The 21,808-nt window shown below is 39.7% G+C and carries 20 protein-coding genes; all 20 read left to right on the forward strand.

Annotated features, from left to right (window positions below):
* The first annotated feature begins 16 nt into the window (after positions 1-16).
* A complete protein-coding gene (locus JQM81_RS07020; protein ID WP_235232810.1) occupies positions 17-406 on the forward strand; it encodes a PrgI family protein in 390 nt (129 codons plus the stop codon).
* Positions 303-2,762, forward strand: coding sequence for a VirB4-like conjugal transfer ATPase, CD1110 family (locus JQM81_RS07025; RefSeq protein WP_420370571.1), 2,460 nt, complete (start codon positions 303-305; stop codon positions 2,760-2,762). The genes JQM81_RS07020 and JQM81_RS07025 overlap by 104 nt, the downstream gene beginning before the upstream one ends.
* Positions 2,759-3,538 carry a class B sortase gene (gene srtB / locus JQM81_RS07030; protein WP_235232811.1) on the forward strand — a complete coding sequence of 260 codons (780 nt, stop codon included), beginning with the start codon at positions 2,759-2,761 and terminating at the stop codon, positions 3,536-3,538. Before JQM81_RS07025 ends, srtB begins: the two co-directional genes overlap by 4 nt.
* Before the next feature lie 49 nt (positions 3,539-3,587).
* Positions 3,588-5,837: a CD1108 family mobile element protein gene (locus JQM81_RS07035; RefSeq protein WP_235232849.1), complete on the forward strand. Its 2,250-nt coding sequence runs from the start codon at positions 3,588-3,590 to the stop codon at positions 5,835-5,837.
* Between the two features lie 26 nt (positions 5,838-5,863).
* The gene (locus JQM81_RS07040) at positions 5,864-6,172 is read left to right on the forward strand and encodes a DUF4315 family protein (protein ID WP_235232812.1); all 309 of its coding nucleotides are present in this window, start codon (positions 5,864-5,866) and stop codon (positions 6,170-6,172) included.
* The gene (locus JQM81_RS07045) at positions 6,141-6,842 is read left to right on the forward strand and encodes a DUF4366 domain-containing protein (protein ID WP_235232813.1); all 702 of its coding nucleotides are present in this window, start codon (positions 6,141-6,143) and stop codon (positions 6,840-6,842) included. The genes JQM81_RS07040 and JQM81_RS07045 overlap by 32 nt, the downstream gene beginning before the upstream one ends.
* A gap of 73 nt (positions 6,843-6,915) precedes the next feature.
* A complete protein-coding gene (locus JQM81_RS07050; protein WP_235232814.1) occupies positions 6,916-9,024 on the forward strand; it encodes a DNA topoisomerase 3 in 2,109 nt (702 codons plus the stop codon).
* Positions 9,025-9,052: 28 nt separating this feature from the next.
* Positions 9,053-10,108 (forward strand): DUF5688 family protein, encoded by a 1,056-nt coding sequence (locus JQM81_RS07055; RefSeq protein WP_235232815.1) that lies wholly within the window; start codon positions 9,053-9,055, stop codon positions 10,106-10,108.
* 63 nt (positions 10,109-10,171) lie between these two features.
* Positions 10,172-12,169 carry a YodL domain-containing protein gene (locus JQM81_RS07060; RefSeq protein ID WP_235232816.1) on the forward strand — a complete coding sequence of 666 codons (1,998 nt, stop codon included), beginning with the start codon at positions 10,172-10,174 and terminating at the stop codon, positions 12,167-12,169.
* Positions 12,166-12,426 (forward strand): transposon-transfer assisting family protein, encoded by a 261-nt coding sequence (locus tag JQM81_RS07065; protein ID WP_235232817.1) that lies wholly within the window; start codon positions 12,166-12,168, stop codon positions 12,424-12,426. Before JQM81_RS07060 ends, JQM81_RS07065 begins: the two co-directional genes overlap by 4 nt.
* On the forward strand, positions 12,416-13,270 hold the full coding sequence (locus JQM81_RS07070) for a DUF4316 domain-containing protein (RefSeq protein WP_235232818.1): 855 nt from the start codon (positions 12,416-12,418) through the stop codon (positions 13,268-13,270). The genes JQM81_RS07065 and JQM81_RS07070 overlap by 11 nt, the downstream gene beginning before the upstream one ends.
* Positions 13,271-13,631: 361 nt before the next feature.
* Complete coding sequence (locus tag JQM81_RS07075; RefSeq protein WP_235232819.1) at positions 13,632-13,880, forward strand: hypothetical protein; 249 nt, start codon at positions 13,632-13,634, stop codon at positions 13,878-13,880.
* 14 nt (positions 13,881-13,894) lie between these two features.
* Positions 13,895-14,239, forward strand: coding sequence for an HIRAN domain-containing protein (locus JQM81_RS07080; RefSeq protein ID WP_235232820.1), 345 nt, complete (start codon positions 13,895-13,897; stop codon positions 14,237-14,239).
* Between the two features lie 29 nt (positions 14,240-14,268).
* Entirely contained in the window at positions 14,269-14,886 is a 618-nt protein-coding gene (locus tag JQM81_RS07085) for a GNAT family N-acetyltransferase (protein WP_235232821.1), read from the forward strand.
* A 259-nt stretch (positions 14,887-15,145) separates the two neighbouring features.
* Positions 15,146-15,355 (forward strand): phage regulatory CII family protein, encoded by a 210-nt coding sequence (locus JQM81_RS07090; protein WP_235232822.1) that lies wholly within the window; start codon positions 15,146-15,148, stop codon positions 15,353-15,355.
* Entirely contained in the window at positions 15,355-16,560 is a 1,206-nt protein-coding gene (locus JQM81_RS07095; RefSeq protein WP_235232823.1) for a DNA cytosine methyltransferase, read from the forward strand. The genes JQM81_RS07090 and JQM81_RS07095 overlap by 1 nt, the downstream gene beginning before the upstream one ends.
* Positions 16,550-17,290, forward strand: coding sequence for a PmeII family type II restriction endonuclease (locus JQM81_RS07100; protein WP_235232824.1), 741 nt, complete (start codon positions 16,550-16,552; stop codon positions 17,288-17,290). The genes JQM81_RS07095 and JQM81_RS07100 overlap by 11 nt, the downstream gene beginning before the upstream one ends.
* Positions 17,291-17,310: 20 nt before the next feature.
* Positions 17,311-18,861 carry a hypothetical protein gene (locus tag JQM81_RS07105; protein ID WP_235232825.1) on the forward strand — a complete coding sequence of 517 codons (1,551 nt, stop codon included), beginning with the start codon at positions 17,311-17,313 and terminating at the stop codon, positions 18,859-18,861.
* Complete coding sequence (locus tag JQM81_RS07110; protein WP_235232826.1) at positions 18,862-20,769, forward strand: hypothetical protein; 1,908 nt, start codon at positions 18,862-18,864, stop codon at positions 20,767-20,769.
* Positions 20,770-20,788: 19 nt separating this feature from the next.
* Positions 20,789-21,808 carry a hypothetical protein gene (locus tag JQM81_RS07115; RefSeq protein WP_235232827.1) on the forward strand — a complete coding sequence of 340 codons (1,020 nt, stop codon included), beginning with the start codon at positions 20,789-20,791 and terminating at the stop codon, positions 21,806-21,808.

The following is a 21,808-nucleotide window of genomic DNA, read 5'->3' on the forward strand; positions in this document are numbered from 1 at the left end:
GAAGGAGAGATAAACCATGGCATATGTCAGTGTTCCAAAAGATTTGACAAACGTAAAAAATAAAGTGGCTTTTAATCTGACAAAGAGACAGATTATCTGCATCGGTATCGGTGCAGCGATTGGTATTCCGTTTTATTTCCTCACAAGAGGAATACTTGGGATGTCAAATGCGGCTACTGTTATGGTGATTTTGATGTTACCGGCATTTATGTTTGCTATGTATGAAAAAGACGGGATGCATCTGGAGGATATGATCTTGCACATCCTGAATGTAAAAGTGTTCCGGCCACCGGTCAGAACCTATGAAACAGAGAATTATTATGAATCGAATCCGGAAACAACCGGTTCGAAAAATGCATCCAGAGAAAAGAAGGGAGGAAAGACAGGTGTCAAAAAGAAAAAATAACAGCACCAAAAGGTCAAAGAAAAAAGAAGAAAAGCGCCTTTCGGTACAAAAGACGATCCGATACAAAGAGATGGGAAAGGATGGGATCTGCCGGGTACAGGGAAATACATATTCCAAATGTATCCGGTTTTATGATATCAACTATCAGCTGGCACAGAATGAGGATAAGAATGCTATTTTTGAAAACTGGTGTGATTTCCTCAACTATTTTGACAGCAGCATCCATTTCCAGCTGAGCTTTATCAATCACAAAAGTAATATGAAGGAATTTGAGAATGTGATCCGTATCCGGCCTCAGCATGATGAGTTTGATGATGTCCGCATGGAATATGCACAGATGCTGAAGCATCAACTGGCAAAGGGCAATAACGGTTTGGTAAAGTCAAAATATATCACGTTTTCTATCGAAGCGGAGAATATCAAGCTGGCGAAACCGAAGCTGGAACGTATCGAGTCGGATATACTGAATAATTTCAAGGTGCTTGGTGTACCGGCATATCCACTCAATGGTGTGGAGCGGCTTCAGATTATGTATGAAACATTTAATCCGGATGCCAGTGCCGATTTCCAGTTTGATTATGGTTCCATGATCCGGACCGGTCTCAGCACAAAGGATTATGTGGCACCGACCAGCTTTGTATTTAAAGAAGGGAAGACATTCCAGATGGGGATAACGATTGGCGCAGTCTCCTATCTGCAGATTCTTGCTCCGGAGCTTACCGATAAAATGCTGGCTGAGTTTCTGGATATGGATAAGGATCTGATCGTAAACCTGCATGTGCAGTCGGTGGATCAGATGAAAGCCATCAAGCTTGTAAAAAGCAAGGTGACGGATATCAACCGCATGAAAATTGAAGAACAGAAAAAGGCAGTTCGTTCCGGATATGATATGGACATCATCCCGTCAGACCTGAATACGTATGGTGGCGAGGCAAAGAGACTTCTGGAAGATCTGCAGTCACGAAATGAGCGTATGTTCCTGGTAACTGCGCTCTTTTTGAATACAGCAAAAAGTAAACAGGATCTGGAAAATGCAGTATTCCAGACTGCCGGCATCGCTCAGAAATATAACTGTGTGTTAAGGCGACTGGATTATCAACAGGAGGAAGGGCTGATGAGCAGTGTTCCGCTTGGTGTCAATCATGTGCCGATCAAAAGGGCACTGACTACGACCAGCACTGCTATCTTTGTTCCTTTCACAACGCAGGAATTGTTCATGGGTGGAGAATCCCTTTATTACGGATTGAATGCCCTCAGCAACAATATGATCATGGTAGATCGGAAGAAGTTGAAAAACCCGAATGGGCTGATCCTCGGTACACCTGGATCCGGAAAGTCCTTTGCGGCTAAGAGAGAAATTACAAATGCATTTTTCGTGACAAATGACGATATTATCATCGGTGATCCGGAGGGAGAATATTATCCACTGGTTCATGCCCTTGGGGGTCAGGTTATCCACATTTCTCCGACCAGCAAGGATTATATTAATCCCATGGATATCAATATGGATTATTCCGATGATGATAATCCACTGGGTGTGAAGTCAGATTTTGTCCTGTCGTTGTGTGAGCTGATCATGGGAACCAGAAATGGTATTGAGGCAGAGGAAAAATCAGTGATCGACCGGTGTCTTCCCCTTGTATATCAGAAATATTTTGCAGATCCGAAACCGGAAAATATGCCGGTACTGGGAGATCTGTATGACTGCCTGAGAAAGCAGAAAGAGCCCCAGGCCCAGCGTATCGCAACAGCACTGGAAATCTACGTTAATGGTTCTCTGAAAGTGTTTAACCATCAGACAAATGTGGAACTGAATAATCGGATTGTCTGCTTCGACATCAAGGAGCTGGGTAAACAGTTGAAAAAACTGGGAATGCTCATTGTCCAGGATCAGGTATGGAACCGTGTTACCATTAACCGGGGCTCACAGAAATCTACCAGATACTATATCGATGAATTCCATCTTCTTCTGAAAGAGGAACAGACCGCAGCTTATTCTGTGGAAATCTGGAAGAGATTCCGCAAATGGGGTGGAATTCCCACAGGAATCACTCAGAATATCAAAGACCTTCTGGCCAGCCGGGAGATTGAAAATATCTTTGAAAACAGTGATTTCATCCTGATGCTGAATCAGGCTGCAGGCGACAGACAGATTCTGGCAAAGCAACTGAACATTTCACCATATCAATTATCCTATGTGACGAATTCCGGGGAAGGCGAAGGACTTTTGTTCTACGGAAATATCATCATTCCGTTTAAGGATAAGTTTGATAAGAGCTTGAAACTGTATTCGCTGATGACAACAAAACCGGAAGAAGTGGAGGAACGAAAGAAACTGGAGGCAGAAAGGAAATGAGAAAATGGATATCGAGGATTCTGTTTGTAGTTTCCATTATCCTTCTCACCATCAGCCTCTACTTTCTGATGGGTATGTATCTGCAAGATCAAAAAAGCGAAACAGGATTCGACTCTATTCGACAAGTCCATGAAGAACAGGAAACTAATGATAATAAAGATGATATCGAGGGAGACAGTAATTCTCCTGCTATTGTTGATCCTGGCCTTCTGGCTTTGCACGAAATGAATCCGGACTGCATCGGCTGGATTAAAATTGAAGGGACAGCAATTGATTATCCAGTCATGTATCATCCGGAAGAAAAGAATTACTATCTCAGGAGAAATTTTGAGAAGGAATATGACGTAAGCGGTACTCCATTTCTTTCTGAACTGTGTGATCCAGAGGATGCAGAAAATCTGATTATTTATGGCCATCACATGAGTTCCGGGAAAATGTTTGCAGCTTTGGATCAATATAAGTCAGAAGAATTCTTTCAGGAACACCCGGTAATCCAATACAGCACACTGCATGGGGAAGAACAATATCAGATTATAGCGGCATTTGCCATACCGGTTTATACAGGATATGATTTTGAATACTACTCTTTCACCAAGGCAGAAGATGCTGAGGATTATATGACTTTTATTGAAGAATGCAAGAAACGGTCATATTATGACACTGGTTATACAGCACAGTATGGAGACAAGCTGATCACACTGTCAACCTGTGAGTATTCCCATAAAAACGGGCGGATGGTTGTGATTGGTAAACAAATTGAGAATGAAAGAAGGTGAATGATTGGCAGGAAAGGAATATACAGCGAAAGACAAGATCTTTTCTAAAATGACAAGAGAAGGTCTGACAGAAGAAACACTCCGGGATGGTTCTGTGAAGAAAATCAGCCAGAAAAGTCGGGATGAACCTGAACTTGACAGTAAGGAGCGGGATGAGAAAAATACGACTCCCGGCAAAAGGCTGTCGGACAGTTCCGGAAGAACTGATAACCGACGCATGAGAAGGTATGTGCAGGAATTAAGAATGTCTTCGGATATTGTATCTGAAGAAAGACCTGCAAGAACTTTTTCAAAAGCAAGCAGTGAAAGAATCATAGAAAAAAAGGACAGCCGGTACCAGGGAAAGCTTCATTCTCAGGAACAGATTCCGGAAGTATCCGGTATCTCGGATCAGAAAGATCAAGTAAAGAAGAAACGTGCTCGAAAGAGACTGACAGAAGAACAGGAAAAATCGGGGAGACTTTCTTTTGAAGATGAAGGATCCGGCATGATTCATGGAGCCGGAACAGGAATGGGTCGAAAGGTAGCAGCCGGTGCGGCACTATATGCCAGAAATCAAATGGCAGAGAATGGAGATGATAATGCTGCTGTAGATGGTTCCGGTGCAGCGATTGCAGCTGCTGATGAAGCAGCCCACAGTCTTCGCAGAGCACAGTTAAGAAGCCAGAGAAGTGATGTGAAAGCACACAGAAAAGGGATGAATCTGGATGCTCCGGAGACTTCCAGATTGAAGTTTTATGCTGCGAAGGAAGCAGCAGACCGAACTGCCAGGGATTCAGTGCAAAATGCAGAAAAGAAGCGTTTCTTAAACCGCTTCTTCCAGAGAAAAAAATATAAAGATACCTACCGGACTGCCAGAGCTGGAAAAACAGCAGGAAGTCTCGGAGGGGCAACAACGATTGCCGGTGTCGAGAACATGACGGTAAAAGCCAAGATTGCTTTAAAAGAAATCGTAAGGCGAAACCGTACCGTGTTTCTTGGTATCGGCATTTTTTCGCTCATTTTTATGCTGATTGCAGTTTCTTTGGGAAGCTGCAGTGCTTCGATTCAGGGTGGAGCTTCCGTGATCGGTATGACAACCTATCCCAGCACAGATGCAGATATCTATGCGGCAGAAAATGCTTATGCTGCCATGGAGGAGGCATTAAACCGGCAGATTAACAATATGGAGTCTACATATCCGGATTACGATTCCTATCAGTACAATGTCAGTGAAATCGGGCATAATCCGTATCATCTGACTTCATACCTGACTGCAAAGTATGGCGGATACACCTATGAGGATATAAGGGATGAGCTGCAGGATCTTTTCCAGGCACAATACCATCTGTCTACCCATGGAAGAACGGAAACAGTCACAGAAACAAGAACTGTCCGTGTTGGAGAATCACTGGGAAATGTAGTCACCAGCGGATATTGCAACTGTTCTATCTGCTGTGGAAGGTGGTCCGGAGGGCCGACAGCCAGCGGTGCATACCCGACTGCAAACCATACCATTGCCGTTGATGCGAACAATCCAATCGTACCCATGGGGACAAAAGTGATTATGAACGGTGTGGAATATACGGTAGAGGATACCGGAAATTTTGCCAGATATGGAGTTGCTTTTGATGTGTATTACGACAGCCATTCTGCGGCCAGTGCACATGGACATCAGACCTGGGAAGCATTTCTGGCGGATGATAATGGCAGCCGGGAGGTGGAGATTACTACCACTACCACCCAGAGAGTTCTCTATGTCACTCTCACGAATACGAATTTTGATGCAGTGGCAAGGGCAAATCTGACAGAGGAACAGGAAATTCTGTATGATGCATTAAATACCACACTGGGCAACCGGGATTATTTGTGGGATGTAAACCGAATCACCGGAGCCGGAGGCGGCATGAGCTATGAGATCCCGCCGGAAGCACTGTCGGATGAACGTTTTGCAAGAATGATCCGGGAAGCAGAAAAATATCTGGGATATCCCTATGTATGGGGCGGATCTTCACCGAGTACCAGTTTTGACTGTTCCGGTTTTGTATCCTGGGTAGTCAATCATTGTGGAAATGGATGGAATTATGGACGTCGGACAGCAGATGGACTTCGCGGTCTCTGTACTTATGTTCCACCGTCTCAGGCAAAGCCGGGAGATCTCATCTTTTTCCAGGGAACCTATAATACCAGTGGTGCCAGCCATGTGGGAATTTTCGTTGGTGATGGAATGATGATCCACTGCGGGGATCCGATCCAATATGCCAATATCAATACATCCTACTGGCAGCAGCATTTTATGTGCTTTGGAAGGCTGCCTTAAAAATAAAAAAGAAGGAAGGTGAAAATTTGAATCGGAAGATCAAAAAGTATCTGGATGAGATTGAAAAGACCGAAAAAAAGATTGCTGATCTGGAAATGTACCTGAAAGGTGTCCGGTCAGCTTTGAAAGAGGAAGAGAATAACGAAATGATTAAAAGCATCCGTGGAATGAAATTAAAAGGGCAGGAATTATTTGACCTGTTAAATGGAATCCAGGATGGAACGATATCATTTGTAGCGAGCGGGGAGTCAGAAGAATCTGGCTCCTTTGTTGTTCAGGAAGAAAAAAGAGAAAGTGAGGAAAATGAATATGGTGAAATGGAAGAAACTGAATAAAAAACTGGTGATGCTTTTGACGGCAGCAATGATGCTTTTTGGAAGTCAGGCTACTGCGTTTGCCTATGTGGATCAGGGTACAGAAGCTACTCAGGAGGAATCAACAACAGAAACGGAGGAACCGGTGGTTGAGGATACTCATACTGAGGAAAATGGAGATCCGTTCTCTGTCCCGGGTAACGGAGAGGTAAGGGATGACATTACCGATGATTCCAGTAAGGAATTTCTGACCATTAAAACGAAGAATAACAATACCTTTTATATCGTAATTGACCGGGCGGCAACAACGAATAACGTGTATATGCTGTCTCAGATTGATGAAAATGATCTGAAAGAATTTCTGGATGAGGACCAGCAGCAGACTTTAGAGACTGCTCCCTCTGTAGTCCTGGAGGATGAGCATACAGATGATACAGAAAACAGCGAGGCTCTTGAAGAAGAAACGAAGGAAGATAAACAGGATAAAGCTGCAACAAATTCCGGTCTGTTTGTAATCCTTCTTCTGGCTGTAGCAGGTATTGCAGGCTATTACTACTTCAAGATCTACAAACCGAAGCAGGAAGAAGATGATTCTGAAAATGAAGGTCTGGAAATGGATGACGGGCTGGAGACCATCAATGAGGATGAGGAGTCCGATAATCCGGCAGAAAAAGACGAATCACAGGAATAAATCCAAAAATATGGGAGCTGATGTTGTATAAGGGCAACGCAGCTCCCATATAAGTGAAAGGAGTTGTAAGAATATGTATTTAGTGATTACAGAAAAAACAAGTGTAGCCCGATCTATTGCGGATGTGATCGGTGTACAGAAACGGGAAGACGGATATCTGGAAGGAAAGGATTGCATCGTCAGCTGGTGTCTCGGCCATCTTGCTGAATATGTGGCTCCGGATGCTTATGACGAGAAATTCAGCAGTTGGAACTATGAGGATCTTCCCATTATTCCGCAGGAGTGGAAACTGGCAGTACCAAAGGACAAGAAGGATCAGTTCTATGTGTTGAAGAAACTGCTGAACCGTCCGGATATCGACTATGTAGTAAATGCCTGTGATGCAGGACGGGAAGGAGAATTGATTTTCAAGAGGGTCTATGATCTTTCCCAAAGCAGAAAACCGGTAAAAAGATTGTGGATCAGTTCTATGGAAGATGAAGCTATCCGTGAGGGATTTTCTCAAATGAAAGATGCGTCTGCATATGAAAACCTTGCCGATGCTGCTGTATGCAGAGCCCAGGCAGACTGGCTGGTAGGAATGAACGCAACCAGAGCTTACACCAGTAAATATTATAAGAAGCTGACTGTGGGGCGTGTCCAGACACCAACGCTTGCCATGCTGGTAGACAGGGACAGGGCTGTTTCCTCATTCCAAAAGGAAAAGTATTTCAATGTAGAGCTGGATCTGGATGGTCTTCAGGTAGAAAGACAGAAAATCTTTGATGAAAAGGAAGCAGAAAAGCTGAGAGCTCTATGCCAGGGAAGTGATGCGGTTGTGGAAGAAATCCGTTCAACAGATAAGACCGTAAAACCACCAAAGCTTTATGATCTGACTACTTTGCAGAGGGAAGCGAACCGGCATTATGGCATGACTGCCCAGCAGACCTTAAATGCGGCACAGTCTCTGTATGAGCAGAAACTGATCACCTATCCAAGAACGGACAGCCAGTATTTGACGGAAGATATGGCGGTAACTGCAGGAAATGTGATTCGGAGAATTCATGAAAAGTATCAGCTGACAGGTCCCTTTGATCAGCCGGAAAAGCCGAATATCAGGCTTGTCCTGAATAACCGGAAGGTATCCGATCATCATGCAATTATTCCCACTGTGGAATTAGCAGATTGTGATCTGTCACAGTTAAAGGATTGGGAACAGAAAGTATTGTTCCTCATCTGTGTCCGTATGGTGGAAGCCACTGAAAAAGATCATATTTTCACAGAAACCGATATTACCGTGAAGTGCCAGAACGAGCTGTTTTCCGCAAAAAAGAAAGCGGTAAAGCAGATGGGATGGAAGCTTTATGAAGAGTGCTTCAAGAACAAAGATGGGCTTGCGATGGAAAATCCGGAAAATATGGAGACAGACAGGTTTTCTGATCTGACTCCCGGACAGATCTTTTACAATGTGACAGCTGATAAATCGGAGCATTTCACTTCCCCACCGAAACAGTACAGCGAAGATACCTTGCTTGCGGCTATGGAGACAGCCGGGAATAAAGAATTCGATGAGGATACAGAGAAAAAGGGTCTGGGAACTCCTGCGACCAGAGCAGGGATTATTGAAAAACTGGTTCATTCCCAGTATGCCGTCCGTAAGGGACAACAGATCATTCCTACAGAAGATGGAAAGGTGCTGATTGAGATCCTGCCCGACTTTCTGAAATCAGCCAGCATGACTGCGGAATGGGAAAATCAGCTCCTTGAAATGGAAAAAGGTAAGATCACCCCGGACAGATTTATGACCGGAATTAAGAATATGATCACTATGATGCTGAACGGATGTGACATGATTCCGGAGGAAGAAACCAGAAGATTCCAGACAAGGGAAAGCATTGGTACTTGTCCGGTATGCGGAAGTCTGGTGTATGAAGGGAAGAAGAACTTCTACTGCAGTAACAGAGATTGTCGTTTTGCACTCTGGAAGGAAACAAAATATCTGGAGCGGATGCAGAAAACCATTGATAAACGTATGGCTGCCGAGCTTTTAAAAAGTGGAAAAGTCCGGGTAAAGGATCTGTATTCTGCCAAGAAAAATCTGTATTTTGAAGCGGATTTGATCATGGATGCCAGTGAAGATCGTGTGAATTTTTCTCTGGAATTTCCGAGTAAAAAGCCTTCCGGAAAAGGCAAGAAGAAATAGAAAATGAAATCAGGAAAGGATGAAGAATATGGAATTTGAAAAATTTGTAGAAAACGTAAAAGAAACAATCAAAGATTATCTTCCGATGGAGTATGAAAATGCCATTGTTGATCTCTATCCCCATGAAAAGCTGAATGAAAGTTATCTGGGGATGACAGTAAGAAACGAGAATCAGAATATTTCACCGACAATCAATCTGAATATGTTCTATGAACAGTTACAAAAGGGGCGATTTAATCTGGATCAGCTTATGGAACAGATGGCAGAGGTGGTACAGATGACCCCGATGTCTGTTCATATGGGGCTTCTCACAGATTATGATTTTGCAAAAAATAATCTGTTTATCAGAGTATCTGATGCAGATCGAAATCAGGAAATGTTGTCTAATGTTCCGCATACAAGAGTGGAAAATCTGGCGATTACTTATCATGTGTTAATTGAGTCCGGAGCAGGAGGAATTGCATCTTCGATTGTGAACAATGATATGATGAAACTTTTTGGTGTTTCAAAAGAACAGCTTCATATTGATGCGCTGAATAGCAGTCCCAGATTATTTCCTGCCCATATAGATTCATTGAATACAATGATGGAGAACATGGCAAGACGTGACATGCGGGCTGCCGGTGTGCCGGAACAGGAGATTGAAATGATGATTAAAGGGATGTCTCAGGATACGGCAGTCCCACTTACTATTGTTACGAATGAACAGACGATGGATGGTGCTGCAGTTCTTTTTTATCCTGGATATATGGATCTGATCGGAGAACAATTAAAGGGTGATTATTATATATTACCTTCTTCCGTACATGAAATGCTGGTTCTTCCTGATGATGGAGGGATGACTTCTCACGAGTTAAAAGCCATGGTAGTGGCTGTAAATAACACAGAGGTACAACCGGCAGAAAAGCTGGCAGATGAAGTGTATCACTATGATACCAGAGACAAGATTTTTGAAAAGGCAACAGCTTTTGAGGAACGCCAGAAAGCAAAGGGAAAGGAACAGATAATGCCCAATAAAAAAGAGTCGAATATGTCACAGCCGGTACATAAACCGAAGCATAAAGCAAATGATATGTCACTCTAAAAATATGTGTATAAGAAAGCCCCGCCGGAACCAAAACCGGCGGGGCTTTGGAAAGGAGTTCAAATGAACAGAGAAAATAATATTGAAGCAGTTCAGTCAGCTACTATCCCACTTCCTGTCGCAGGAAAGGATATGAATAGTATCCTGAAATCTCTGGAAACAGGTGTAGAGAATATCTTTACCGGTGATAAATATGCCCAGTATCTGCAAACGATGTCAAAATTTCATCGTTATTCGTTTAATAATACTCTTTTGATTGCTATGCAGAGACCGGATGCAACTCTAGTCACAGGATACCGGAACTGGCAGACGATGGGTCGCCAGGTGAAAAAGGGAGAAAAAGGAATCACAATTCTTGCTCCGGCACCAATAAAAAGAAAACGGGAACAGGAAATTCTGGATCAAAATAACACGCCATTTCTTGACGGGAATGGAAAACCAAAGACAGAGGAAGTGGAAGTGATCATCCCTCGTTTTAAGCCAACAACCGTTTTCGACATCAGTCAGACGGATGGAGAACCCATTGAAACACTGGCTCCTGAGGAATTAACTGAGGCGGTTGCTGATTATGAGCTGTTTATGAAAGCAATCAAAGAGGTCTCTCCTGTTCCGATCCGATTTGATGAGATCGAAGGCGAAGCAAAGGGATATTATCATTCGGTCGATAAAGAAATCGTAATTCAAAAAGGGATGAGCGACAGCCAGACAATCAAAACAGCAATCCATGAAACCGGACATGCAAGACTCCATGATAAGGATCTGATGGCAGAACAGGGCATTGAAAAGGACCGGCTGACAAAAGAAGTTGAAGCTGAATCTGTCGCTTATTGTGTCTGCTCTGCCTTTGGTGTAGATACTTCTGAATACAGTTTCCCGTATATTGCCGGATGGAGCAGCGGGCGTGATATGAAAGAATTAAAAACATCTATGGACACGATCAGAAAGACTGCAGGAGAAATGATCGACGAATTATCCGAGAAGCTTCAGGAACTGTTCACAGAGAAAAAGCAACTGCTGGAATCCGAACAGAAAGAAAAACTGATACCGGCAATGGAAGCTGCCGGATATCAGTTTGATGAGCTTGAAAGTTCAGATGGAAATCTTCGTTTCCTTCCGGATGGAACCCATGAAATCGGCGGTGTCATGATTTCAGATTCATGGAATGATGTAAAGGAATGGCTGGAAGGTGTTGTCCTGGAAGATCCGGATACAGCAGAGCGGTTGGAGCGTGTACTGCATCCGGAACGATTTGAAAAAACTTCGGAAGAATTGATGTTTGATGGAGAAGAGCGTTTTGCCATTTATCAGATTAATCATGGCTCAAAAGCAATGGAATATCAGTTTATGGGGATGGATTTTGTAAAATCCCAGGGAATGGAAGTCACTGCCGGGGATTATCAGTGTGTGTACTCCGGGATTCTTGAGCCATCGGATAACTTGGACACTCTTTACAGTGTATTTAACCAGAATCATCCGGCTGATTTTAGAGGACATTCCATGTCAGTCAGTGATGTAGTTATTACAAGTAGAAATGGTGATATCCGGGCTTTCTATGTTGACAGCTTTGGTTTTACTGAACTGCCGGATTTTGTAAAACAGAGACAGGAAATGATTGGAATAAAAGATACTACTCTTCCACTGCATCCGGATGAGGATAAATCTCGCATCAGTTTCTATGTGGCAGAATGTTCCGAATTTCCGGTTCTGGGAGAATTTCATCAGGATCTGACTCTGGAACAGGCTTTTGCTATTTTTGACCAGATACCGGGCGGCCGGATGAATGGAATAAAAAGCATTGGTTTTAATCTGGAAGATGACAGTGATTATGCGGGAATGTTTGATCTTTATGTGGGAAAGACGTTACAAAAAGAAATCATCAACTCTATTCCCGGATACCGGGATAACAGGCTGGTCCAAAAAGCATTGTCAGATGCAGAGAAGATCATTGAGAAAAGGCAGAAAGAAAGAGAAAAAACAGAAAGTAAAATGCCGGAAGAAAGACAGAAACCGGAAAGACAGAAGACAAAATCACAGCACAGAAGGGAGGCGATGAGTTTATGAAACCAGTAAAATTTGAAGAAAATGAATTAATGGTAATGGCGATCTTTGCCGAAAAAACCAGACAGGATACCGTAGAGGCATTAAAGGAAACACTGGATGTTTTGGAAGAAACAAAAGAGGATGTATCCGATGAAGAAATGATTGAGATTGTATCTTCGATGATCGAGAAACTGCAGCAGATTGAAGACAAGTATTATTATACACTGGATCTGGATTCATATCTCTTGGCATCGGAGGATGATGAGTATGAAGATTAATCAATTTGCCCTTTATCGTGTCAATAAGATGACTGCCGGGCGGAAGCTATGGCATCTATCCTACAACGAGGTCCGGGAACAGAATCTTGCTGTTCGTGTAGAATTTTACCGGCATATGATGATCGGTGAAATGAGGCCGGATGAAACTGCTAATGATATCTGGAAACGGATCCGGAATAAAACAGAAGTCAGTGATGTGCTGGTGCTTAACCAGGAAGGAGAAATCTCCTGCTTTTATCTGAGTGATGATCATCCCAGAAGAATCAGCGGATTCATCCGTATGGGTACAACAGGAAGCGTTCTGTCCGTGGATACCAAAGATTATAAGATTGATGGCTATTCCGGAAACTGGAGGGTCACAGACTACATCATTATTGATGGAAAACAGTTTTATCTTCTGGAGCATCAGGAATTCCGGGAACAGGCTGCGAGGATTATTCTCGACAGTTACGGAAAATATGTGGCAGAAACCGGAATCAGAGGTTTTGATGAAACTGCCAAGCAGAAGATCCGTGAATATATTCATCCTGAGAATAAGTATTCGGAAAGAATGAAACAGCTGCAGATAAAGATGGAACTATATCAGAAATATTTCCAGAACGGGATGTATGAACGTAGCCATGAATCCGGGACAGAAGCCAATTATGATATGGTGGATGGTCAAGTCAATAACCAGAAAAAGGCTGTTGAAAAAGTTCAGAAACCAAAATCGAATCATCCGAAGAAAAGAACTTCTGTAATCAGGAAGCTTCATGAGAAACAGATTGCTATTGCAAAAAGATCCGGGAAGCCGGTGCCGAGGTATTTGGAACAGCAGATGGTACAGGTACGAAGCAGGAAATAGTATGAAGATATGAAGTATATATTGTCTTTACCCGAACAAGGAGATTAAAGGTCTGGGGAGATTATTTCTCTCTGGATCTTTTTTTATACGCCAAAATAACGGTTATCTTGGTTGTCAGGATTTTTGTACAGCTATTTGTTGTAAACTGATAACATCAAATAAAACCGAAACGAAATTGAAGAAAGTGAGGTACTCGATGATGAAAGGATATTACACAGATAATGGTTATATGGGTTACATCAATGGAAGCTACAGATTATTTGCAGATGAATCTGATTACAGAGAGTACCTAGAAGACTAAGTCGCCGCCTAAGCGACCACATGAAAAAACAAAAGTTATAAGATAAAACCAGGAGGAAGTATGATGTTTGGATTTGACAAGATGTTTGATTTCAATGGTGATGGAAAACTGGATAACTGGGAACGAGCAACACAGTTCCAATTTATGGATGAGATGTTAAGCGAAGACAGTCGCTCTTCTGACTATGACGAAAGTGATGTTTTCGGTGACGCAGGTCTTGATTATGATGAACTGGAAATGATGGATCCGGAAGAAAGAAGAGAAGCTCTGGAAGACGCAGGACTAGATCCGGATGAATATGATTTTTAAAGGGGGAAAATACGATGGCAAAGATTTATTTTACATTGACAGGAACCAAATATTACTACGGTAAAGAATTTCTAAAGCCAGGAATAACTTTACAGCTAAAGAAAGAGCCGAACAACAAATATGATAAAGAAGCAATCGTTGTCAGGATGGAAGGCCTTGGTGACATTGGTCATGTAGCAAATAGTACTCATACCGTAATCGGTGAAAGCATGAGTGCCGGGAGAATTTATGACAAGATCGGTGACACTGCCAAGGCAAAGGTTGTGATGGTAACAGAGCATGGAACTATCTGCAAGCTTTGTAAGAAAAGTATGGTAGATCATAAGAGAAAGAACGTTGAGGAAGATGTTAGTGAATAAAACTATTCAGATAGGAAAGAAGGGTTAGAATGAAGAAAACAGATTTCTTTTTAAAAGATGGAGTTTTTGTTCAGAATGATAAATATATTCTGAAAGCTTTATGTGAGGAAGATAAAGCTAATTATTTGAAACTATATCAAGAGAATTCTATTGTTGCAAAAGCTTCCTCGAAGATGAGTAATGTGGATTATGAAGAATTTGCTGAGTATGTCTGGGAGAAACTTCCTGAAGATGATGCAATTTATATATCTGTATTTTTAAAAACAGATAATTCGTATGTTGGGAATATTACTATGCAAAATCTGTCTTCAGAAACGCCTGAAATTGGAATGGATGTATTATTGAAATATCGTAGAAATGGAATTGCTTATGAAACTATTCCGATGTTTGCGAAAAGAGTATTAGAGCTCAGAGCAGTAGAATATTTCATGGTGAGAATTTACTCAGATAATGAGTCAAGTAAGAAACTGTTTGAGAAGCTTGGTGCAACACAAATTGGTAAAGAACCAAGTGAGTTTATGGAAGTATTGTCTCAAATGAAAAAAAAGCTAAAAGAAGAATACGAAGAATTTTTAATTCGTAATCCGGATGTTGAAAAAATTGCAAATGAGAGATACATTATGCAATACAGATACATTCCGAAGTAATATAGAGGCTGAGATCGTTTGTAGGATCTCAGCTAATGTTGTATTTGGATATAAAGAACATATATTCTGATGCGATGCATAAATAGAAAGAAGTTTACAAACTGTAAGTCCGTATCGTTTTACAATTTTCAAGTTTTCAAATTTCCTTTTTCCTTTTTGATAGACCATTATGTGAGTATGGTATATAATAATAGTGTGATGTTTAAAATTATAAGTTTAAAAAAGAAAAAAAAAGTTGATTATTGAAAGAGGTACCATTATGACAATTTCCGAACAAATACGCATCTTATGTGTGCGGCAAAGCATAAGTGTCTCAGAGTTGGCAAGAAGGATTGGGACATCTCCACAGAACTTTAATGCTAAATTAAGAAGAGAAAGTTTTACCGTGGCAGATTTGGAATTAATTGCGGAAGTTACAGGAACTGAATTTGAAAGAAAATTTATTTTAGAAAATGGAGAAAGTGTTTAATGAGTGATTTTGATATTACTAATGCAAGAAAAATGTATAAGGATAATAGAGATGTAATATCACTATTCTCTGGAGCAATGGGACTAGATATTGGAATGTCAAAAGCAGGACTCAATGTTGTCATAGGGCAGGATTTTGACGTAGCTTGTGTGGAGACAATGAAGGCAAATGGACATAACGTTTTAGGCGGAGATATTAGAGAAATTAACCCAGAAACTATTCTAGAAATGACGGGGCTTCATCGAGGAGAGCCATTTATGATTTGTGGTGGTCCGCCGTGCCAGCCTTTTTCAACGGCTGGAAAACGTCTCGGAATAAATGATCCCAGGGGAAGTTTATTCATGGATTTTATAAGAATGATAGATTATATTCGCCCTAGGTTTTTTGTTATGGAAAATGTGAAGGGCATTATGTCTGCACGTTTAAAGCATGTTTCGTCAGCAGAAAAAGATGAAAAAGACCCTGAACAAAAATTAGGAACTGTACTAGAAGTAATATTGTCCGAATTTGAAAAGTTAGGATATAAAACGGTGTACGGAGTATTAGATGCTGTAAACTATGGTGTTCCACAATTTCGGGAACGATTTGTTTTGATTGGTAGTAGAGATTATGAAGATATCTTTTTGCCTTATCCAACACATTTTCAAAAGCATCAGAACAAAAATTATCGTTGGCGAACTATAGGGGATGTAATAAAAGATATTGAAGAAGATGATACAGAATGTGCAACACTGAGTGCAGATAGAAAAAGATATTTGCAGATGGTTCCTGAAGGTGGAAACTGGAAAGATTTACCAAAAGAGATAATTCCTGAAGCGATGGGAGGAGCATATAAGTCGGGGGGAGGAAAAGTTGGATTTTATAGAAGACTAGCTTATAACCAACCATCTCCGACTGTAACAACGTCACCAGGACAAAAAGCAACAATGTTGTGTCATCCGGTTAAAGACCGTACTTTAACGGTAAAAGAATATGCAAGAATCCAAGAGTTTCCTGATGAATGGAAGTTTGTTGGAAACACATCTGCAAAATATAGACAAATTGGTAATGCGGTACCTGTTGGATTGGCAGAGGCGATAGGACGAGCTATTCTTTCTACTGCAGAAAATTCGGCAGTTGTTCCTACTAAGCGTTTTAGAGGAACTAGAGTACATAGTAAGATTAAGGAGGCAATTGAAATAGGAGGAACTCAGAATGGCAATTAATAATACATATGATGAACAGGCGGTTACAAAGGCTATTGCAGAGGCATTGGAAAATTTTTATGGATCATTGATTGTGAAAATTGATGGTTTAGATATTAAGAAGGTTATGAAAAGAAAAAATCCATATCTGTATCGAGCTAAAGCTATGGAGAGTGCATCAGAGATAGTGGAATCTGTTTTAAGCGCATTTGTTTCATCTAGCGAAGAAACTATTTTTGGAAATTGTTTTTTTGAGCCTATAGCTATAGCTGCGAGTGGTGGAAATAAAGCGCTCGCAGAAGGAATCGATCTTATGATTCAAGACAATGAAAATAATGTCATCTATGCTGTGGCTGTTAAAAGTGGGCCCTCTGTATTCAATGCTGATAGTAAAAAACGTCAAGAACAAAATTTTACGGCAGCATCAAAATTGGCACAACAGGCTAAAGCAAGATATGAGGCATATATTGGTTACTGCTACGGAAAGAAAAAAGAAAGTGGACGTGGTAAGCCAAAGATGTATCAGGAACTTGCTGGAAAGAAATTTTGGGCAGAATTAACCGGAGATGAAGAATTCTATAAAAAAATAATTACGTTTATGGGAACAATGCCAGAACAGTACGTTGCATCGTATAAGGAAAGTTATAACAAAGCAGCAAATCGTTTGTTGAGAGAATTTGCAACTGATTTTTGTAAGGAAGATGGAAGTATAGACTGGGAAAAGTTAGTTGAGTTTAATTCCGGAGATTAATAATAAAGGAATGTTGATGTATGAAAACTGCTATCGATTGTTACGCGCGAGGAAAACAGAGAGAAGCAAATGCAGATGAATACTCTAGAGCAAGATCATATTCTCAAGGAAGATTCATTTGTCCTGAATGTGGTGAATTAGTTCATCTTACAGGAAGCAGGTATTCAAATCATTTTGCTCATTATAAAAAAACAGATGTGTCAGCTCAATGTGATCGTAGAGTTGATGGAATGCCAACGCAATCAGTGTACGAAAGAATAGGATTGCCACTATATCTAAGAAAAGATGATAATGGTGATTTTAGGCTGTTTATGGGGTTTAGAACTTTGCCGAAAAGCGTGCTTGAACAAGCTGAAAAAAACAAAATGTTCTTTCATATCATCGGTACAGAGCAAAAATATAGAATTACTCGTGAACGTTTCATTGATGGTGAGACAACATTAATTCCTATATTGCATATACCGTTAGGACAGGCTAAATACCATTTGAAATACGAGCCACAGAATTGTTCGGCTAGTATTTTGAGTTATTGGTCAGATGAAGCTGATGGTTTCTCCTACGATGGAGCATTGTTTTCTGTAACAGGTCTTGGTGGAAAGAAAATAAGACATGGTGACACGGTTTCTACAGATATTGAGTATTATTGGATTAGAAGAAGTGCGAGTCTTCCTAGTTATATTTCAGGAATCAAAATGAAGAGAGTAGGTAATTTGATCCTGAAAGATAGTAAATACAGTGTGTTTCAAGGAAAATTTGATTCATCGATAAGCGATTCAGAATTCTCTAGACTTACCACATATTTAAGGGAGTCGCTAAAAGTACATTTGTTAGAAAAACAACCGGAATTTATCCCTATTTGGCCGCCTTGTCTAAAGACAGAGAATGGATACATTACGAAAAATAATAATAGATGGATTTACGGACGGGTAGAATCGGGAAATGATGATCCGAAAATGTATATATATCGAGGAATCAATGCAATACCAGAACAGGTGGATTTAAAAGATAGAGTAGCAAAAGTATTAATAACATTCTCAGACACCTATATTAGCATAGATAGAAAATATGTGTCTGGTGGAGTTGATATTTTGAAACATGATTTCCAGATAAATGAAAAGTGCATAAGTTTGGAATTAAATCAAGAAATGAAATCAAGAGGATATGAGAGTATTGATTTGGACAATAGTGAAGAGGATGTTAAAATCATGCTTCCATATGAATTCGACTACATATATTTAAAAAGAAGTGGAGAAGCAACGTATAAAAAACGTGTTAAAGAAATCATACTTGAAAATATAGCAAATCAAGATTGGCTTATTATTATCAGTAATCAAACTGTGTATTTCGCATTTGAGTTTAATGTTGATGAGGCGCCAAATTGTGAGAATGGATTAAGTGAAGAAGAGCTATTGAAAGCAATTCTATTCTATACGCATACAAAAAAAATAAAAATACCATATAAGTATCAGGTGAAGTTACATAAAAAATTTGAAAACTCAGCTGAAATAAAGAAACTTTTGAAAAAGGATGAAATTCCAGTTCCAGTCCTTAAGATTTTGGAGGAATTATAAATGAGTTTGGATGAAAAAATATTGGAATCATTGGATGAAGAAGAGATTAAAGTCGTTGTTCAGCATATGAGTACTAATCTTCTTTTAATCCCATTAAAGAGTAATCAAAAAATGTATTCTCAGCAAATAAAAAGATTGGGAAGAATGGATGCAAAATCTCCACTCGTACAAAAAATGTTGCCAGCAATGGTTCTAACGCTTATGAAAAAACAGGACGTTAAGTATACCGAAATCATATCAAAGTATTTATGTGATACTAGACGTCATTTTGAGGATTATCTGAAGGAAAATGAAATAGGAAACGCATTGTCTCATGATGTTCCGGAAAGTTACGCATCTTTGTATTGGACGTACAGAAAAGATGTTGATAAATCATGTGATTTATCATACTTTTGGATAATGCTTAAATTGGTTGGTGACGAATTAGATGCAACGGAACAAACACGAATTGAATATTGCGTCGAGCAACAAGAAAACAATGTTCAAATGGTTGCTGATTATGAAAATAGAATTGAACAGTCGACACAAGAACATCAAGTCGAAATAGAACAGTTAAAAAAGAAGCATTCCAAAGAGATAAAGGATCTGCAACAAGAGATAAGAAGCTTGAGTGATTTGATACAAGGGAAAAAAGATTCTTTGGAAGAAATATGGGAACGAGAAACTGATAAGAAACACGTCCAAAGAATGAGAACTCTTGATGAGGAGTATGAGCAGAAAAAGGTAAGACAAGAAGAACAATATCATGAAAGCAACAATCAATTGGAGTGTGAATATCAAGAAAAGAAGAATCGTTTACTGGTTGAGATTGAGGAACAAACAGAAAGATTAAAAGCGGAATACGAAACAAGGAAACAAACATTATCGGAAGATATACAGAATCTTGAATCGCGTGCTAGAAGTTTATCTGAAAAAGAAAGTGTTTTGCAATCAGAGATTGAATCCTTAGAATCAAGAAAATCTGTTTTGCAAGCATATATAGATCATTATTTTCAGCAATTTGAAGAACACGCAATTCAGATGAGTTTGGATGCATTACTTAAATCCAAGTTTGCTGAAAATGCCTTTTCTTCTTCTCAGATGGAATTAGGTGTAAGAACACAAACAATTCATGAGAATGTGAATGAATTGCTTGTGCATGAGGGAACCCCAATTAAAAATGGAGATTATATAGATCCGGCCGAAGAACTTGAAGATATGTTGATGGATTTGAAAGAAAATATTGGCAGGTATTTCGAGGATCCATATGAAATAGCAAAGCTTGTATTAACTGCTCAGAGTTTAGGTAAGGTGATGCTTATTGATTCTTTTTCTGCAAGAAAAATAGGTGATTCTATATCTGCACTTACTGATGGAAAATGTGTCACAACAATTGATCTTAGTGATGGTAAATATACAATAAAAGAAGTCATCGATTTTATTAATAATAGGCCCGAAATTACAATTCTTGTAGAAGGTCTGATCGATCGCTTTGATGATAAAGTTATAGCTTCGATTTATCATGGTTGTCCCGGTACGATAGTGATATTTAGTTACGCAGAAAAGGCTACGTTGGATATGCTTTCAAAAGCTTATTTGCAATATGCTATTCCATTTTGTTTCGAAGAAAAAATCACTCTAGAATCTAGTGAACCAATATTGCTCAGTAATCAGATTTATCAAGATAATTTGCCTGACATTAATATAGAAGAGTGCAAAAAAATCTATAAGAAACATTTTTCAAAGTTGTATAGGGAAGGATATTTGACAAAAAGTTTGGCTTTGGAAGTGACTAAATTCATTGAGATATATAAAGCACTAGAAAATGGGGGAAAGGTGTCAGGGTTAGCAAAAGAAACTATAAGATTTTTCCTTAGCAATCTAGAAGAGGAAAAGGAAAATCAAGTATTGCTGAAAGACTTAATATAATGGATGAAGGTTTAGATAAATGAATTCTGAATTAATGGCTCAGTTGAGAAAAGATTTGAAAGTTAATACGTATGAAGGAGAACTAACTACATATTATGAATGTCGATTGATCTATTCAGCACTTGCTGAATGGATGCGCTTTACGGTTTTTGATGAGGTGACGGACGATTATTTCTGTAAAAGTAAAGCATATATACTTCGCAGGGGAATAGAAGTATTGCGTTCATTTATCGGATCTTCCCCTGCGTTGCAACAATGGTTTTTAGAAGATGAAAAAGGGGTTCATGAATTCGATGCTCCAGTAAAAGAAATTAGAGATCGTATGCTATTGGCTGGAGAATATTTTGAGTTCCTTCCATCGCATGATTTGACGATACCATCAACTGAGAGAATTAACATAAATGATCGTTTTGATAGAGTGATTGGAACTTCGGTGGACAGTATTTCTAATCAAATTAAATATGTTGGAATTACAAAAATTGTCAAAACGGAAGCTGTAAAAAAAGATTATGATGAATTTTCCTTAGAACAATATATGGCATGGATTCTGAAAACAGCAATTTGGAATACTGTAAAGGATATTGATAAATTTGAGTTCTTTGATGCATATAGTAAAAAAGCTCCCTATAAGTCTTGGGTGGATTTCCCTCCAAATGGAATGGATTATCATTTGGGTCGAATCTCACTTTATAATGGACTTCATGAATACTACTTGTTCAAAAAGAATAAAGAGGGAGAATGGTTAAATTCTCAGCTTCAGGAATTATTAAGTGAAACAAAAGAAGAACGACGTATTATATTGGGTTTGCGAATGATGTGCAATAATAAAGCTGTTGTTAAATATAAAACTAGAGGCGATGTTGTTGAATTAAAATTGATGTGTCGTTTGCCAATAAAGGAAGAAATTCTTATGGAGACGTATTGTTGGCCTTTACGTTATTATATGGATAAATTAAATTATATTGTTCCAGTAGAAGTGTGGCCCAATATCAAGCACACATTGGAAGTAAACCTTGGAATGAAAATTGAGGAGCAATAA

The organism is Faecalicatena contorta, from assembly GCF_021531895.1.
Lineage (GTDB): Bacteria > Bacillota > Clostridia > Lachnospirales > Lachnospiraceae > JAFBIX01.

Coding starts and splice junctions, on each gene's coding strand:
- JQM81_RS07085 (WP_235232821.1), top strand. CDS start 14,269: ATGAAGAAAACAGATTTCTTTTTAAAAGATGGAGTTTTTGTTCAGAAT.
- JQM81_RS07080 (WP_235232820.1), top strand. CDS start 13,895: ATGGCAAAGATTTATTTTACATTGACAGGAACCAAATATTACTACGGT.
- JQM81_RS07025 (WP_420370571.1), top strand. CDS start 303: ATGAAACAGAGAATTATTATGAATCGAATCCGGAAACAACCGGTTCGA.
- JQM81_RS07115 (WP_235232827.1), top strand. CDS start 20,789: ATGAATTCTGAATTAATGGCTCAGTTGAGAAAAGATTTGAAAGTTAAT.
- JQM81_RS07110 (WP_235232826.1), top strand. CDS start 18,862: ATGAGTTTGGATGAAAAAATATTGGAATCATTGGATGAAGAAGAGATT.
- JQM81_RS07060 (WP_235232816.1), top strand. CDS start 10,172: ATGAACAGAGAAAATAATATTGAAGCAGTTCAGTCAGCTACTATCCCA.
- JQM81_RS07095 (WP_235232823.1), top strand. CDS start 15,355: ATGAGTGATTTTGATATTACTAATGCAAGAAAAATGTATAAGGATAAT.
- JQM81_RS07035 (WP_235232849.1), top strand. CDS start 3,588: ATGACAAGAGAAGGTCTGACAGAAGAAACACTCCGGGATGGTTCTGTG.
- JQM81_RS07065 (WP_235232817.1), top strand. CDS start 12,166: ATGAAACCAGTAAAATTTGAAGAAAATGAATTAATGGTAATGGCGATC.
- JQM81_RS07055 (WP_235232815.1), top strand. CDS start 9,053: ATGGAATTTGAAAAATTTGTAGAAAACGTAAAAGAAACAATCAAAGAT.
- JQM81_RS07075 (WP_235232819.1), top strand. CDS start 13,632: ATGATGTTTGGATTTGACAAGATGTTTGATTTCAATGGTGATGGAAAA.
- JQM81_RS07045 (WP_235232813.1), top strand. CDS start 6,141: ATGAATATGGTGAAATGGAAGAAACTGAATAAAAAACTGGTGATGCTT.
- JQM81_RS07105 (WP_235232825.1), top strand. CDS start 17,311: ATGAAAACTGCTATCGATTGTTACGCGCGAGGAAAACAGAGAGAAGCA.
- JQM81_RS07050 (WP_235232814.1), top strand. CDS start 6,916: ATGTATTTAGTGATTACAGAAAAAACAAGTGTAGCCCGATCTATTGCG.
- JQM81_RS07070 (WP_235232818.1), top strand. CDS start 12,416: ATGAAGATTAATCAATTTGCCCTTTATCGTGTCAATAAGATGACTGCC.
- JQM81_RS07100 (WP_235232824.1), top strand. CDS start 16,550: ATGGCAATTAATAATACATATGATGAACAGGCGGTTACAAAGGCTATT.
- srtB (WP_235232811.1), top strand. CDS start 2,759: ATGAGAAAATGGATATCGAGGATTCTGTTTGTAGTTTCCATTATCCTT.
- JQM81_RS07090 (WP_235232822.1), top strand. CDS start 15,146: ATGACAATTTCCGAACAAATACGCATCTTATGTGTGCGGCAAAGCATA.
- JQM81_RS07020 (WP_235232810.1), top strand. CDS start 17: ATGGCATATGTCAGTGTTCCAAAAGATTTGACAAACGTAAAAAATAAA.